14 protein-coding genes are annotated in these 13,292 nt (G+C 66.9%); 12 read left to right on the top strand and 2 right to left on the bottom strand.

The features are described from left to right. Positions 1–121: 121 nt before the first annotated feature. The gene (locus AC1G9C_RS02195; protein ID WP_480409328.1) at positions 122–1,333 is read left to right on the top strand and encodes a putative DNA modification/repair radical SAM protein; all 1,212 of its coding nucleotides are present in this window, start codon (positions 122–124) and stop codon (positions 1,331–1,333) included. Next, positions 1,333–2,220, top strand: a complete 888-nt coding sequence (locus tag AC1G9C_RS02190; RefSeq protein WP_480409327.1) for a TIGR03915 family putative DNA repair protein — start codon at positions 1,333–1,335, stop codon at positions 2,218–2,220. Before AC1G9C_RS02195 ends, AC1G9C_RS02190 begins: the two co-directional genes overlap by 1 nt. On the opposite strand, the gene AC1G9C_RS02185 is transcribed toward AC1G9C_RS02190, so the two are convergent. After that, positions 2,186–3,331 carry a PilT/PilU family type 4a pilus ATPase gene (locus AC1G9C_RS02185; protein ID WP_021443776.1) on the bottom strand — a complete coding sequence of 382 codons (1,146 nt, stop codon included), beginning with the start codon at positions 3,329–3,331 and terminating at the stop codon, positions 2,186–2,188. The genes AC1G9C_RS02190 and AC1G9C_RS02185 overlap by 35 nt on opposite strands. 127 nt (positions 3,332–3,458) lie before the next feature. Further along, entirely contained in the window at positions 3,459–4,493 is a 1,035-nt protein-coding gene (gene pilT / locus AC1G9C_RS02180; protein WP_021443775.1) for a type IV pilus twitching motility protein PilT, read from the bottom strand. Positions 4,494–4,567: 74 nt separating this feature from the next. On the opposite strand from pilT, the gene AC1G9C_RS02175 reads away from it, so the two are divergent. The 10 genes from AC1G9C_RS02175 to hemW all read left to right on the top strand — a co-directional run bounded on the left by AC1G9C_RS02175 (position 4,568) and on the right by hemW (position 13,281). Further along, positions 4,568–5,263: a YggS family pyridoxal phosphate-dependent enzyme gene (locus tag AC1G9C_RS02175; RefSeq protein WP_480409326.1), complete on the top strand. Its 696-nt coding sequence runs from the start codon at positions 4,568–4,570 to the stop codon at positions 5,261–5,263. Positions 5,264–5,281: 18 nt separating this feature from the next. After that, the gene (proC, locus tag AC1G9C_RS02170) at positions 5,282–6,100 is read left to right on the top strand and encodes a pyrroline-5-carboxylate reductase (RefSeq protein WP_480409325.1); all 819 of its coding nucleotides are present in this window, start codon (positions 5,282–5,284) and stop codon (positions 6,098–6,100) included. Positions 6,101–6,109: 9 nt separating this feature from the next. Further along, positions 6,110–6,703: a YggT family protein gene (locus tag AC1G9C_RS02165; RefSeq protein WP_021443772.1), complete on the top strand. Its 594-nt coding sequence runs from the start codon at positions 6,110–6,112 to the stop codon at positions 6,701–6,703. 1 nt (position 6,704) lies between these two features. Then, positions 6,705–7,004 (top strand): DUF167 domain-containing protein, encoded by a 300-nt coding sequence (locus AC1G9C_RS02160; protein WP_480409324.1) that lies wholly within the window; start codon positions 6,705–6,707, stop codon positions 7,002–7,004. Positions 7,005–7,227: 223 nt separating this feature from the next. Further along, a complete protein-coding gene (locus AC1G9C_RS02155) occupies positions 7,228–9,210 on the top strand; it encodes a dynamin-like GTPase family protein (protein WP_021442012.1) in 1,983 nt (660 codons plus the stop codon). A gap of 96 nt (positions 9,211–9,306) precedes the next feature. Next, a complete protein-coding gene (metX, locus tag AC1G9C_RS02150; protein ID WP_021442011.1) occupies positions 9,307–10,446 on the top strand; it encodes a homoserine O-succinyltransferase MetX in 1,140 nt (379 codons plus the stop codon). 2 nt (positions 10,447–10,448) lie between these two features. Further along, positions 10,449–11,069, top strand: coding sequence for a methionine biosynthesis protein MetW (gene metW / locus AC1G9C_RS02145; RefSeq protein WP_480410380.1), 621 nt, complete (start codon positions 10,449–10,451; stop codon positions 11,067–11,069). A gap of 21 nt (positions 11,070–11,090) precedes the next feature. Further along, positions 11,091–11,507 carry a DUF4426 domain-containing protein gene (locus AC1G9C_RS02140; RefSeq protein WP_021442009.1) on the top strand — a complete coding sequence of 139 codons (417 nt, stop codon included), beginning with the start codon at positions 11,091–11,093 and terminating at the stop codon, positions 11,505–11,507. After that, positions 11,504–12,100 carry an RdgB/HAM1 family non-canonical purine NTP pyrophosphatase gene (rdgB, locus tag AC1G9C_RS02135; protein ID WP_480409323.1) on the top strand — a complete coding sequence of 199 codons (597 nt, stop codon included), beginning with the start codon at positions 11,504–11,506 and terminating at the stop codon, positions 12,098–12,100. The genes AC1G9C_RS02140 and rdgB overlap by 4 nt, the downstream gene beginning before the upstream one ends. Next, positions 12,097–13,281: a radical SAM family heme chaperone HemW gene (hemW, locus tag AC1G9C_RS02130; protein WP_480409322.1), complete on the top strand. Its 1,185-nt coding sequence runs from the start codon at positions 12,097–12,099 to the stop codon at positions 13,279–13,281. Before rdgB ends, hemW begins: the two co-directional genes overlap by 4 nt. Positions 13,282–13,292: the final 11 nt, after the last annotated feature.

The raw sequence follows: 13,292 nt of genomic DNA, 5'->3' as shown, positions 1-13,292 counted from the left end.
CGATGGACAGTGTCAGACGCCCCACTCTACGCAAGGTTTCCCCCGCCCGCCCAGTGCCAATGACTTGATAGGGCTGCGACGCCCATATACTGTATATAAAAACAGTATTCGAGCGCCCGCCATGCAACTGATCGAGAAGCTCACCATCCTCGCCGACGCCGCCAAGTACGACGCCTCCTGCGCCAGCAGCGGCGCGCCCAAGCGCAGCTCCAAGGGCCAGGACGGCATCGGTTCGACCAACGGCATGGGCATCTGCCACAGCTACACGCCGGACGGCCGCTGCGTGGCGCTGCTGAAGATACTGCTGACCAATTTCTGCCTGTACGACTGCCAGTACTGCATCAACCGCCGCTCCAGCGACGTGCCGCGCGCCCGTTTCAACCCCGAAGAGGTGGTCAGGTTGACCCTGGATTTCTACAAGCGCAACTGCATCAGCGGCCTGTTCCTCAGCTCCGGCATCATCCGCTCGGCCGACTACACCATGGAGCAGCTGATCCGCGTCGCCCGCCTGCTGCGCCAGGAGCACCAGTTCCGCGGTTACATTCATCTGAAGACCATCCCCGACGCCGCACCGGAGCTGATCGCCGAGGCCGGCCTGTATGCCGACCGCCTCAGCGTCAATATCGAGCTGCCCAGCGCAACCAGCCTGATCCGCCTGGCGCCGGAAAAGAACGTCGCCAGCATCCACCAGGCCATGCACAGCATTCATCTCGGCGAGCGCGAGGCCCAGGAAGAACGCCGCGCGCCGCGCTTCGCTCCGGCCGGGCAGAGCACGCAGATGATAGTCGGCGCCGACGCCACCGACGACAGCACCATCCTGCACAACGCCCAGAGCCTCTATCACGACTACCGCCTGCGCCGCGTCTACTACTCGGCCTTCAGCCCGATTCCGCAGAGCCCGAAGACGGTGCCCTTCGAGGCGCCACCACTATTGCGCGAGCATCGCCTGTACCAGGCGGATTTCCTTATGCGCGGCTATGGCTTCAGCGCCAGCGAACTGCTGGCCGGCCCCGGCAACCTGGCGCTGGACATCGACCCTAAGCTGGCCTGGGCCCTGGCCAATCGCGAGCAGTTTCCGGTGGACCTGAACCGCGCCGACGAGTCGCTGATCGCCCGCGTGCCCGGCATCGGCGTGCTCAGCGCCAGGCGCCTGGGCGCACTGCGCCGCGAACGACGCATCCGCTACGAGGATCTGACCCGCCTGCGCTGCGTGCTGGAAAAGGCCAAGCCCTTTATCGTCACCCAGGACTACCGCCCGCCGCGGGCCGAACACGAATCCCTGGTGCTGCGCCAGCAACTGCGCGACACCCCGGCGCAGATGGCATTGTGGTGATGCACAGCCTGCGTTTCGACGGCAGCTTCGCCACCTGGCGCCAGGCCGCACGGCGCGCCCTGTTGCAGGGCCTTGCACCGCATCAGCTGCAATGGCTGGACGAAGAGGCGGCGCCTGGCCTGTTCGACCAGCCCGCCGAACGCGCGCCGCAGCCCAGCGGCCGTCTGCGTGTCTCCCCCGAATTGCTCGACTTGCTGGAAAGCGCTGCGCAGTACCGTGGCGAGGAGCGCTGGAGCCTGCTCTACCGCGTGCTCTGGCGCTTCGTGCAGGGCGAACGCAGCGCCGTGCTGGCCGGCGACCCCGACGGCAGCGAGCTACATCGCCGGCTCAAAGCGGTGCGCCGCGAGGCGCATCACCTGCATGCCTTCGTGCGTTTCCAGCCATGCAAGGCAACAGGCGCGCCGGACTTCGTCGCCTGGTTCGAACCAGCGCACGACATCCTCGCCGCGGCCAGCGGCCACTTCGCCGAGCGCCTGGGCAAACACAGCTGGCTGATCGCCACGCCGCGTGACGGCGTTTACTGGGATGGCCAGCGCCTGCAGCACGAGCGCCGCTGCCCGGCGCAGTGGCGGGCCTGGGCAGAGCAGCCCGAGGATGACGGCCAGGCCCTGTGGCGTGCCTATTACGGCAGCACCTTCAACCCGGCCCGGCTCAACCGTACGGTGCTGCAGCAGCACCTGCCGCTGAGATTCTGGAAGCACCTGCCTGAAGGGCCATTGATCCCGCAACTGATGAGCGAAGCGCGCGCCGGCGCGCAACGCGATGGCCAGGCATTGGTGCTGGCAGGTAGGAAGGGCAAACGCATTGGCGGAATAAACGAAGGGGACGCATCGCGTCCCCCGTCTGGCAGCGTCAGCGGAAGCGACGCCCCGGATCTTCCTCGCTGACTTCCAGCGCCAGGCCCTGGGACATGCTGGTCAGGTGGTCGCCGTCGGTTTCCGAGCCGAGCTTGATCATCAGGCGCAGGTCGTTGGCCGAGTCGGCGTAGAGCAGCGCGTCTTCGTAGGTGATCTCGCCCTGGGTGTAGAGGTTGTACAGTGCCTGGTCGAAGGTCTGCATACCCTGCTCGGTGGAGCGCTTCATCAGGCCCTTGAGCTCGTGCACCTCGCCCTTGCGGATCAGGTCGGCAGCCAGCGGGGTGTTGATCAGCACCTCGATCACCGCGCGGCGACCTTTGCCATCCGGGGTTGGAATCAGTTGCTGAGCGACGATGGCCTTGAGGTTGAGCGACAGGTCCATCCACACCTGGTTCTGCCGATCCGCCGGGAAGAAGTTGATGATGCGGTCCAGCGCCTGGTTGGCGTTGTTGGCATGCAGGGTGGCCAGACACAGGTGGCCGGTTTCGGCGAAAGCCACGGCGTGGTCCATGGTCTCGCGGGTGCGCACCTCGCCGATCAGGATCACGTCCGGCGCCTGGCGCAGGGTGTTCTTCAGCGCCACCTCGAAGGACTCGGTGTCGATGCCCACCTCGCGCTGGGTGACGATGCAGTTCTGGTGCTGGTGGATGTACTCGATCGGGTCTTCGATGGAGATGATGTGGCCGCTGCTGTTCTTGTTGCGGTAGCCGATCATCGCCGCCAGCGAGGTGGACTTACCGGTACCGGTGGCGCCGACGAACAGCACCAGGCCGCGCTTGGTCAGCGCCAGCTTCTTGAGGATTTCCGGCAGCTTGAGGTCGTCGATGGTGGGGATGTTGGTCTCGATGCGGCGCAGCACCATGCCCACCAGGTTGCGCTGATAGAAGGCGCTGACGCGGAAACGGCCGATGCCGCGGGCGCTGATGGCGAAGTTGCACTCGTGGTTCTCGGCAAAATCGCGGCGCTGCGCCTCGTTCATCACGCCGAGCACGGTCTCGCGGGTCTGCTCCGGCGACATGGCGTTCTTGGTCACCGGCATGATCTTGCCGTTGACCTTCATCGACGGCGGTACGCCAGCGGTGATGAACAGGTCGGAGCCGCCTTTTTCCACCATCAGGCGCAGCAGTTTTTCGAATTCCATGGTCGTTCTCGCAGCTTGGTGTGCAATGCCGTTCGGCAGCCATCTGCCGAATCGTAGGAGCGAGCTCTGCTCGCGAACAGGGTAACGCCAAAAGCTTCGCTCGCGATGCTCGCTCCTACACCAGTTCCTAGAGGCTTTCCGGACTCTTGGCCTTCTCGCGCGCGCTGTCGCGGCTGACCAGGCCCTTGGCCACCAGGGTCTTGAGGCAGGCGTCGAGGGTCTGCATGCCCAGCGAGCCACCAGTCTGGATCGCCGAGTACATCTGCGCCACCTTGTCCTCGCGGATCAGGTTACGGATCGCCGGGGTGCCGATCATGATCTCGTGGGCCGCCACCCGGCCGCCACCGATCTTCTTCAGCAGGGTCTGCGAGATCACCGCCTGCAGCGATTCCGAGAGCATGGAGCGGACCATGGATTTTTCTTCGGCGGGGAACACGTCGACCACCCGGTCGATGGTCTTCGCCGCGCTGGTGGTGTGCAGGGTGCCGAACACCAGGTGGCCGGTTTCCGCGGCGGTCAGCGCCAGGCGGATGGTTTCCAGGTCGCGCATCTCGCCGACCAGGATGATGTCCGGGTCTTCCCGCAGCGCCGAACGCAGGGCCTCGGAGAAGCCGTGGGTGTCGCGGTGCACCTCGCGCTGGTTGACCAGGCACTTCTTCGACTCGTGAACGAATTCGATCGGGTCTTCGATGGTGAGGATGTGGTGGTACTTGTTGCTGTTGAGGTAGTCGAGCATCGCCGCCAGGGTGGTCGACTTGCCCGAGCCGGTGGGACCGGTGACCAGCACCAGGCCGCGCGGCACGTCGGTGATCTTGCGGAATACCTCGCCCATGCCGAGGTCTTCCATGGTCAGCACCTTCGACGGAATGGTCCGGAACACCGCACCGGCGCCGCGGTTCTGGTTGAAGGCGTTGACCCGGAAACGCGCCACGCCCGGCACCTCGAAGGAGAAGTCGGTCTCGAGGAACTCTTCGAAGTCCTTGCGCTGCTTGTCGTTCATGATGTCGTAGATCAGCGCGTGCACCTGCTTGTGGTCCAGCGGCGGCAGGTTGATCCGGCGTACGTCGCCGTCGACGCGGATCATCGGCGGCAGACCGGCCGAGAGGTGCAAATCCGACGCGCCTTGCTTGGCGCTGAAGGCAAGCAGCTCGGTAATATCCATGGGACTCCCCAATTACAAGCAAGCAGGTAGAATGCCGCGAACCCTCAAACGGCCGGGCTGATAGAGCGCAGGTAATGTCCACGATAGCAGAGAATATTGCAAAGGTCGGAGCGCGCATCCGTGAGGCGGCGCAAGCCTCGCAGCGCAATCCGCTGGATATCGGCCTGCTCGCGGTGAGCAAGACCAAACCCGCCGCCGCCATCCGCGAAGCCCATGCCGCCGGCCTGCGCGACTTCGGCGAAAACTACCTGCAGGAAGCCCTGGACAAACAGGCCGAACTGACCGACCTGCCCTTGATCTGGCACTTCATCGGCCCCATTCAGTCGAACAAGACCCGGCCCATCGCCGAGCATTTCGCCTGGGTACACTCCGTGGATCGCCTGAAGATCGCCCAACGCCTGTCCGACCAGCGCCCGGCGCAGCTGCCGCCGCTGAATATCTGCCTGCAGGTCAACGTCAGCGGCGAGTCCAGCAAGTCCGGCTGCAGCCCGGACGAGCTCCCGGCCCTGGCACAGGCGGTTACACAACTGGCCAACCTGCGCCTGCGCGGATTGATGACAATCCCCGAGCCGACCGACGACATCGCCGCCCAACACCAAGCCTTCGCCCGCCTGCGCCAGTTGCGCGATGATCTGGCACTGAACCTCGACTGCCTGTCCATGGGCATGAGCCATGACCTGGAGGCCGCCATCGCCGAGGGCGCCACCTGGGTGCGCATCGGCACCGCGCTGTTCGGCGCCCGCGATTACGGCCAGTCCGCCGCCCACTGATATAAAGGAAGCCACCGCATGAGCAACCCGATCATCGCCTTCGTCGGCGCCGGCAACATGGCCGCCAGCCTGATCGGCGGCCTGCGCGCCCAGGGCACCCCGGCCAGCGCGCTCCGCGCCAGCGAACCTAACGCCGAGCAGCGCCAGCGCCTGCAGGACGAGCACGGCATCGCCCTGTTCGAAAGCAATGCCGCGGCCATCGCCGGCGCCGAGCTGATCGTCCTGGCGGTCAAGCCGCAGGTGATGAAGGCGGTGTGCCTGGACCTGGCGCCGCACCTGCAACCCGGCCAGCTGATCGTCTCCATCGCCGCCGGCATCGGCTGCGCCAGCCTGGAGCGCTGGCTGGGCCAGCGCCCCGTGGTGCGCTGCATGCCCAATACCCCGGCGCTGCTGCGCCAGGGCGTTTCCGGGCTGTACGCCAACGCCCGGGTCAGCAGCGCACAAAAGGCCCAGGCCGAACAGCTGCTGAGCGCCGTGGGCCTGGCCCTGTGGCTGAACGACGAGGCGCAGCTCGACGCGGTGACCGCGGTGTCCGGCAGCGGCCCGGCCTATTTCTTCCTGCTGATCGAGGCCATGACCGCCGCCGGCGAGCGACTCGGCCTGCCGCGTGAGACCGCCGCCCGCCTGAGCATCCACACCGCGCTGGGCGCTGCGCGCATGGCCAGCGAGAGCGATGTCGACGCCGCCGAGCTGCGCCGCCGGGTCACCTCGCCGAACGGCACCACCGAGGCGGCGATAAAGACGTTCCAGGCCGGCGGCTTCGAAGCGCTGGTGCAACAGGCGCTGAATGCCGCCGCCAACCGTTCGGCCGAACTGGCCGAGCAACTGGGTCAATAAGGAGTTTGCATGTCCGGATTCATCGAAGCCCTCATCTACATCATCCAGACCCTCGGCAGCCTGTACCTGCTGATCGTGCTGCTGCGCTTCATCCTGCAACTGGTGCGCGCCGACTTCTACAACCCGCTCAGCCAGTTCATCGTCAAGGCCACCCAGCCGCTGCTGACCCCGCTGCGCCGGGTGATCCCCGGCATCGCCGGACTGGACCTGGCCTCGCTGGTGCTGGCCATCCTGGTGCAGCTGCTGCTGATGCTGGTGACCCTGACGCTGATGGGCTACAACGCCGGCGGCTTCCTCCTGCAACTGCTGGTGTGGTCGGTGATCGGCGTCACCTCGCTGTTCCTCAAGGTGTTCTTCTTCGCCCTGATCGTCAGTGTGATCCTCTCCTGGGTCGCCCCGGGCAGCTACAACCCCGGCGCGCAACTGGTCAACCAGATCTGCGAGCCGGTGCTGGCGCCGTTTCGCAAGCTGCTGCCGAACCTCGGCGGCCTGGACATCTCGCCGATCTTCGCCTTTATCGCGATCAACCTGGTGGACCGCTTCGTCATCGGCAACCTGGCCGCCATGACCGGCCTGCCGCCGATGCTCAGCCCCTTCCTGTGAGATGAGCTGGTACCGCTGGGACGGCGAGGACCTGATCCTCGACTGCCACCTGCAGCCCAAGGCGAGCAGCGATGCGTTCGCCGGGCTGCACGGCGACCGCCTGAAGATCCGCCTCACCGCGCCGCCGGTCGAGGGCCAGGCCAACGCCCAGTTGCAGACCTTCCTGGCCAAGGCCTTCGGCGTGGCGAAAAGCCAGGTGAGCCTGGAGAGCGGCCAGCTGAACCGCCACAAGCGCCTGCGCATCCAGGCCCCGCGCTGCCTGCCGGCGTTGCCGGGACTGGCGCGGCCCGGCAGCGCATGACCGTCCGGCGCCCGCAACGACCGCTCGGCGCTCGCCACCGGCCGTAAGGCGGGACTGGGCAGACGGGCGATTGACGGCCGCCGCGGCCACCGCATAATGCGGGGTATTCAGGCGAACGCCGTGCGTTCTGGCGGCAAACCGACGCGAACCGTCGCCCAAGCGGTGCCGGTCGCCAGCGCCCCGACCACCAGCCGCCGCACGCGTTGCCCAGAGGAGAGCCAGGATGAGCATGGAACGTCTCAGCCAGCAGGTCGATGCCTACGTCGCCTGGAAGCGCGAGTTGATGCGCGAGATCACCCGCTACCGCAGCTGGCTGGAGCACAATCGGCTCAATTCCGAGGCGGTGCAGGCCAAGCTCGAACGCGCGCTCAAGCTGCTGCGCACCGACCACATCACCCTGGCCTTCGTCGGCGAGTTCTCCCGCGGCAAGACCGAACTGATCAACAGCCTGTTCTTCTCCGAGTACGGCCAGCGCATGCTGCCCTCGCATGCCGGGCGCACCACCATGTGCCCCACCGAGCTGTTTTTCGACCCGCGCTCGGAGCGCTCCTACATCCGCCTGCTGCCGATCGAGACGCGCACCGCCTCGGCCAGCGTGGCCCAGTTCAAGCGCATCCCGCGGCACTGGGTGAACATCCCCCTGGACACCAGCGACCCGGCCAACATGGCCCTGGCCTTCAGCCAGGTGGCCAAGACCAAACCGATGCCGGTGGAGCAGGCGATCCAGCTCGGCTTTCACCCGGACATGCTCGAAGGCACCGGCAAGCGCGGCCAGGTTCTGGTGCCGGCCTGGCGCCACGCCATGGTCAACTTCGACCACCCGCTGCTGCGCCAGGGCCTGCGCATCCTCGACACCCCGGGCCTCAACGCGCTCGGCAGCGAGCCGGAACTGACCCTGTCGATGCTGCCCAGCGCCCAAGCGATCATCTTCCTGCTGGCCGCCGACACCGGCGTCACCGCCAGCGACATGAGCATCTGGCAGCAACACATCCGCCAGCTCGACGAAGACACCCAGACCTGCCTGTTCGCCGTGCTGAACAAGATCGACGTGCTGTGGGACGACCTGGCCGGCGAGGCCTTCGTGCAGAACGCCATCGGCCAGATCCAGGCCGCCACCGCGCGCCAGCTGGGCATCGGCAAGGACGAGGTGCTGCCGCTGTCGGCCAAGCAGGCGCTGCTGGCCAAGGTGCGCAAGGACGAGGAGCTGCTGGCCCGCAGCCAGATGGCCAACCTCGAGACCCTGCTCTGCGAACGCATCGTCGCGCAGAAGGAACGCCTGATCGAAGACCGCGTGGTGCGCCAGGTGCTGGCCCTGCTCAACAACAGCCAGCACGTGCTGGGCCTGCGCCTGGAGAAGGTCGGCGAACAGCTCGCCCTGCTCGGCAACCACCAGCAGGACAACGGCCAGCTGCTGTTCGAGCTGACCGCCAAGACCAAGGAAGACCACAGCCTGCACCACAAGCGCCTGCTCGGGCTGAAGACCAATCAGCGCCTGGTCCAGCGCCAGGGCGAGCTGCTGCGCCACGCCGCGCGCGCCGAACGCCTGGAAGAACACCTGGACCAGGTCCGCCGCAACCTCACCGGCAGCTGGACCACGCTGGGCATCAACCAGGCCATCCTGCACTTCTTCCGCGCCGTGGAGCACGACCTGCATGGCCTGGAGCAGGAAGCCGAGATGGCCAACAAGATGGTCGCCGCCCTCTACCGCCGGCACAATGAGGACAACCCGCTGCACGGCGTCGACGCACCGCAGTTCCAGGCCCAGCGCTACCTGCGCGAGCTGAAGAAACTGCAGGCCAAGGGCGACCAGTTCCGCCTGCACGTCAAGACCCTGCTCACCGAGCAGCGCAGCCTGACCCGACGCTTCTTCGCCACCCTCGCCCAGGAGGTGATCGGCCTGCACCAGCGCCTGCGCCAGGACGCCGAACAGTGGGCCGGCGACGCCCTGATGCCGCTGATGCAGCACACCCTGGAACACAAGCAGATGCTGGAAACCCATATGCTGCGGCTCAAATCCCTGGCCCAGGAAACCCAGCAGACGCGCAAGCGCAGCCAGCAACTGGCGCACTACCAGCAGGAGCTGGAACAGCAACTGGCCCAGGCCGCCGACATGCTGCGCATCCTCCGTCGCCCGGCGCCGGTGCAGCGCCAGGGCAAGGTGGTCAGCCTGCCCTCGGCGATAGGCGCGCAGGCCGGCGGCGAATAGCCGCGCACTGTGGCCGGAGCGGGCGCCAGCTCGCTTGCCGCTGCCGGCGGCGCTCTTTAGACTGGCGCCCTCCTCCGATTCGATAGCAGCGCCTCAATGCCCACTGCCTTTCCCGAAGATTCCGTAGGCCTGGTCAGCCCCCAGGTGCAGCGCTTCAGCGAGCCGCTGGCGCTGGCCTGCGGACGCAGCCTGGCCGAGTACGAACTGGTCGTCGAAACCTACGGCGAACTGAATGCCGCACGCAGCAACGCGGTGCTGATCTGCCACGCCCTGTCCGGCCATCATCATGCCGCCGGCTACCACAGCCCGGACGACCGCAAGCCCGGCTGGTGGGACAGCTGCATCGGTCCCGGCAAGCCGATCGACACGCGCAAGTTCTTCGTCGTCAGCCTCAACAACCTCGGCGGCTGCAACGGCTCGACCGGCCCGAGCAGCGCCAACCCGGCCACCGGCAAGCCCTACGGCGCCGACTTCCCGGTGATGACCGTGGAAGACTGGGTGCACAGCCAGGCGCGCCTGGCCGACCGCCTGGGCATCGCGCAGTGGGCCGCGGTGATCGGCGGCAGCCTCGGCGGCATGCAGGCCCTGCAGTGGACCATCAGCTACCCCGAGCGCGTGCGCCACTGCCTGGCGATCGCCTCGGCGCCCAAGCTGTCGGCGCAGAACATCGCCTTCAACGAAGTCGCGCGCCAGGCCATCCTCACCGATCCGGAGTTCCACGGCGGGCATTTCCAGGAGCGCGGGGTGATCCCCAAGCGCGGCCTGATGCTGGCGCGCATGGTCGGCCATATCACCTACCTGTCCGACGACGCCATGGGCGAGAAATTCGGCCGCGGCCTGAAGAGCGAGAAGCTCAACTACGACTTCCACAGCGTCGAGTTCCAGGTCGAGAGCTACCTGCGTTACCAGGGCGAGGAGTTTTCCGGGCGTTTCGACGCCAACACCTACCTGCTGATGACCAAGGCGCTGGACTACTTCGACCCGGCCGCCGCCCACGACGGTGACCTGGCCAAGACCCTGGCCGCGGCCCAGGCGGACTTCTGCGTGATGTCCTTCACCACCGACTGGCGCTTCTCTCCGGCCCGCTCGCGGGAGATAGTCGATGCGCTATTGGCGGCGAAGAAGAACGTCTGCTACCTGGAGATCGACGCGCCGCAGGGCCACGACGCCTTCCTCATGCCGATCCCGCGCTACCTGCAGGCGTTTGGCAGCTACATGAAGCGGATCGAGGTATGAGCATGCGAGCGGATCTGGACATCATCCAGGAATGGATCGCCCCGGGCAGCCGCGTGCTCGACCTGGGCTGCGGCGACGGCGAACTGCTGGCCTGGCTGCGCGAGCACAAGCAGGTGGCCGGCTACGGCCTGGAGATCGACCCGGAGAAGATCGCCACCTGCATCGAGCGCGGGGTCAACGTGATCGAGCAGAACCTCGACGAGGGCCTGGGCAACTTCGCCAGCGACAGCTTCGACGTGGTGGTCATGACCCAGTCGCTGCAGGCGCTGCACTACCCGGACAAGGTGCTGGCGGAGATGCTGCGGGTCGGCAAGACCTGCATCATCACCTTCCCCAACTTCGGCCACTGGCGCTGTCGCTGGTACCTGACCACCAAGGGCCGCATGCCGGTGTCGGACTTTCTGCCCTACACCTGGTACAACACGCCGAACATCCACTTCTGCACCTTCGAGGACTTCGAACGCCTGTGCCACGCCCAGGGCGCACGGGTCGAGGAGCGCCTGGCGGTGGATCGCGACCATCGCCACGGCTGGGCCAGCCGAGTCTGGCCTAATCTATTGGGTGAGATCGGCATCTATCGCATCAGCGGAGCGGATCTCGCCGCCCACCGCGTCGCGGTCTGAACCTGCCCGAGGAGAACCATCATGCGTCGCATCATCCCCTTCCTGATCGCCCTGTGCCTGGCCCTGCCGGCCGTCGCCGAACGCAAGCAGAGCTTCGGCGATCTCGACGTGCACTACAGCGTGTTCAACTCCAGCTTCCTGCAGCCGGACATCGCCGCGGCCGCCGGCCTGACCCGCAGCAAGACCCAGGGCGTGGTCAACGTCGCCGTGCTCAAGGCCGGCAAGGCCAGCACCGCGCAGGTCGGCGGCCAGGTGAAGAACCTGCTCGGGCAGATCACGCCCCTGACCTTCAAGCAGGTCACGGAAAGCGGCGCCATCTACTACCTGGCGCAGTTCCCCTTCTCCAGCCGCGAGGTGCTGAGCTTCACCCTCGAGGTGCAGCAGGGCGGCAACCCGCACAGTTTCAGCTTCAACCAGGAAATGTTCCCCGACGAATGACAGCCTTCAACGAACTGGTGCTGGCCAGCCACAACGCCGGCAAACTCAAGGAACTGCAGGCCATGCTCGGCGACGCCGTGCGCCTGCGCTCGATCGGCGAATTCTCCAGCGTCGAGCCGGAGGAAACCGGCCTGTCGTTCGTCGAGAACGCCATCCTCAAGGCACGCAACGCCGCACGCATCTCCGGCCTGCCGGCGCTGGCCGACGATTCCGGCCTGGCGGTGGATCATCTCGGCGGCGCCCCCGGCATCTACTCGGCGCGCTATGCGGACGGCCGGGGCGATGTGGCGAACAACGCCAAGCTGCTCGATGCCCTGAAAGATGTGCCGGACGCCCAGCGCGGCGCCCAGTTCGTCTGCGCCCTGGCCCTGGTGCGGCACGCCGACGACCCGCTGCCGATTCTCTGCGAGGGCCTGTGGCACGGCCGCATCCTGCACCAGGCGCGCGGCGAGCAAGGTTTCGGCTACGACCCGCTGTTCTGGGTGGAAGACTGTCAGCGCTCGGCCGCCGAACTGCCGGCGGCGGAAAAGAACCGCCTGAGCCACCGCGCCCGCGCCATGGCCCTGCTCAAGCAGCGGCTGGGGCTGGCGTGAGCCAGCACCCTGCGCCCCACTCCCCCGGCGCTGGGGAACGAGGCTTCGAGCTGCCGCCGCTGGCGCTCTATGTCCATATCCCCTGGTGCGTGAAGAAGTGCCCCTACTGCGACTTCAACTCCCACGCGGCCGGGCCGACGCTGCCGGAAGAGGAGTACGTCGACGCCCTGCTGGCCGACCTCGACGCCGACCTGGGCCAGGTGCATGGCCGGCCGCTGAGCTCGATCTTCTTCGGCGGCGGCACCCCCAGCCTGTTCTCCGACCGCGCCCTGGGCCGCCTGCTGGAAGGCGTCGAGCGCCGCGTGGCGTTCGCCGGCGACATCGAGATCACCCTGGAAGCCAACCCCGGCACCTTCGAACAGGCCAAGTTCAAGGGCTACCGGGCGCTGGGCATCAATCGCCTGTCGATCGGCGTGCAGAGTTTCCAGGAGGCCAAGCTCAAGGCGCTGGGGCGCATCCACGACGGCCGTGAAGCGATCCGCGCCGCCGATATGGCGCGCGCCGCCGGCTTCGACAACTTCAACCTCGACCTGATGCACGGCCTGCCCGAACAGAGCCTCGAGGACGCCCTGTTCGACCTGCGCACCGCCATCGCCCAGGCGCCGACGCACCTGTCCTGGTACCAGCTGACCATGGAGCCGAACACGCTGTTCTGGAGCCAGCCACCGGTGCTGCCCGAGGACGATCTGCTGTGGGACATCCAGGAAGCTGGCCAGGCGCTGCTGGCGGCCGAGGGCTACGCCCAGTACGAGGTGTCCGCCTACGCCCAGCCCGGCAAGCAGGCGCGGCACAACCTCAACTACTGGACCTTCGGCGATTTCCTCGGCATCGGCGCCGGCGCCCACGCCAAGCTCAGCGACCCGCACGGGCGCATCCTGCGCACCTGGAAGACCCGCCTGCCCAAGGACTACCTGGACGCGGCCAAGGCCTTCCAGGCCGGCGAGCGTCTGCTCGGCGCCGACGAGCTGCCCTTCGAATTTATCATGAACGTGCTGCGCCTCACCGACGGCGTGCCGGCGAGCCTGTTCACTGAGCGCACCGGCCTGCCCCTGGCCAGCCTGGACGCCGCTCGCGCCGAGGCGCAGGCGCGCAAGCTGCTGCGCACCGAGCCCGAGCGGCTGTGCGCCACCGCCGAGGGCCAGCTGTTTCTCAATGATTTGCTGCAACACTTCTTGCCCTGATGGCTAAGGAC

This window comes from Pseudomonas sp. ABa2, assembly GCF_056676075.1.
Note: the sequence above shows the minus strand (reverse complement) of the source record. Positions and strands in the feature narration are given on the sequence as shown.

Coding starts and splice junctions, on each gene's coding strand:
- AC1G9C_RS02140 (WP_021442009.1), top strand. CDS start 11,091: ATGCGTCGCATCATCCCCTTCCTGATCGCCCTGTGCCTGGCCCTGCCG.
- AC1G9C_RS02185 (WP_021443776.1), bottom strand. CDS start 3,331: ATGGAATTCGAAAAACTGCTGCGCCTGATGGTGGAAAAAGGCGGCTCC.
- metX (WP_021442011.1), top strand. CDS start 9,307: ATGCCCACTGCCTTTCCCGAAGATTCCGTAGGCCTGGTCAGCCCCCAG.
- AC1G9C_RS02155 (WP_021442012.1), top strand. CDS start 7,228: ATGAGCATGGAACGTCTCAGCCAGCAGGTCGATGCCTACGTCGCCTGG.
- AC1G9C_RS02165 (WP_021443772.1), top strand. CDS start 6,110: ATGTCCGGATTCATCGAAGCCCTCATCTACATCATCCAGACCCTCGGC.
- AC1G9C_RS02190 (WP_480409327.1), top strand. CDS start 1,333: ATGCACAGCCTGCGTTTCGACGGCAGCTTCGCCACCTGGCGCCAGGCC.
- proC (WP_480409325.1), top strand. CDS start 5,282: ATGAGCAACCCGATCATCGCCTTCGTCGGCGCCGGCAACATGGCCGCC.
- pilT (WP_021443775.1), bottom strand. CDS start 4,493: ATGGATATTACCGAGCTGCTTGCCTTCAGCGCCAAGCAAGGCGCGTCG.
- rdgB (WP_480409323.1), top strand. CDS start 11,504: ATGACAGCCTTCAACGAACTGGTGCTGGCCAGCCACAACGCCGGCAAA.
- AC1G9C_RS02175 (WP_480409326.1), top strand. CDS start 4,568: ATGTCCACGATAGCAGAGAATATTGCAAAGGTCGGAGCGCGCATCCGT.
- AC1G9C_RS02160 (WP_480409324.1), top strand. CDS start 6,705: ATGAGCTGGTACCGCTGGGACGGCGAGGACCTGATCCTCGACTGCCAC.
- AC1G9C_RS02195 (WP_480409328.1), top strand. CDS start 122: ATGCAACTGATCGAGAAGCTCACCATCCTCGCCGACGCCGCCAAGTAC.
- metW (WP_480410380.1), top strand. CDS start 10,449: ATGCGAGCGGATCTGGACATCATCCAGGAATGGATCGCCCCGGGCAGC.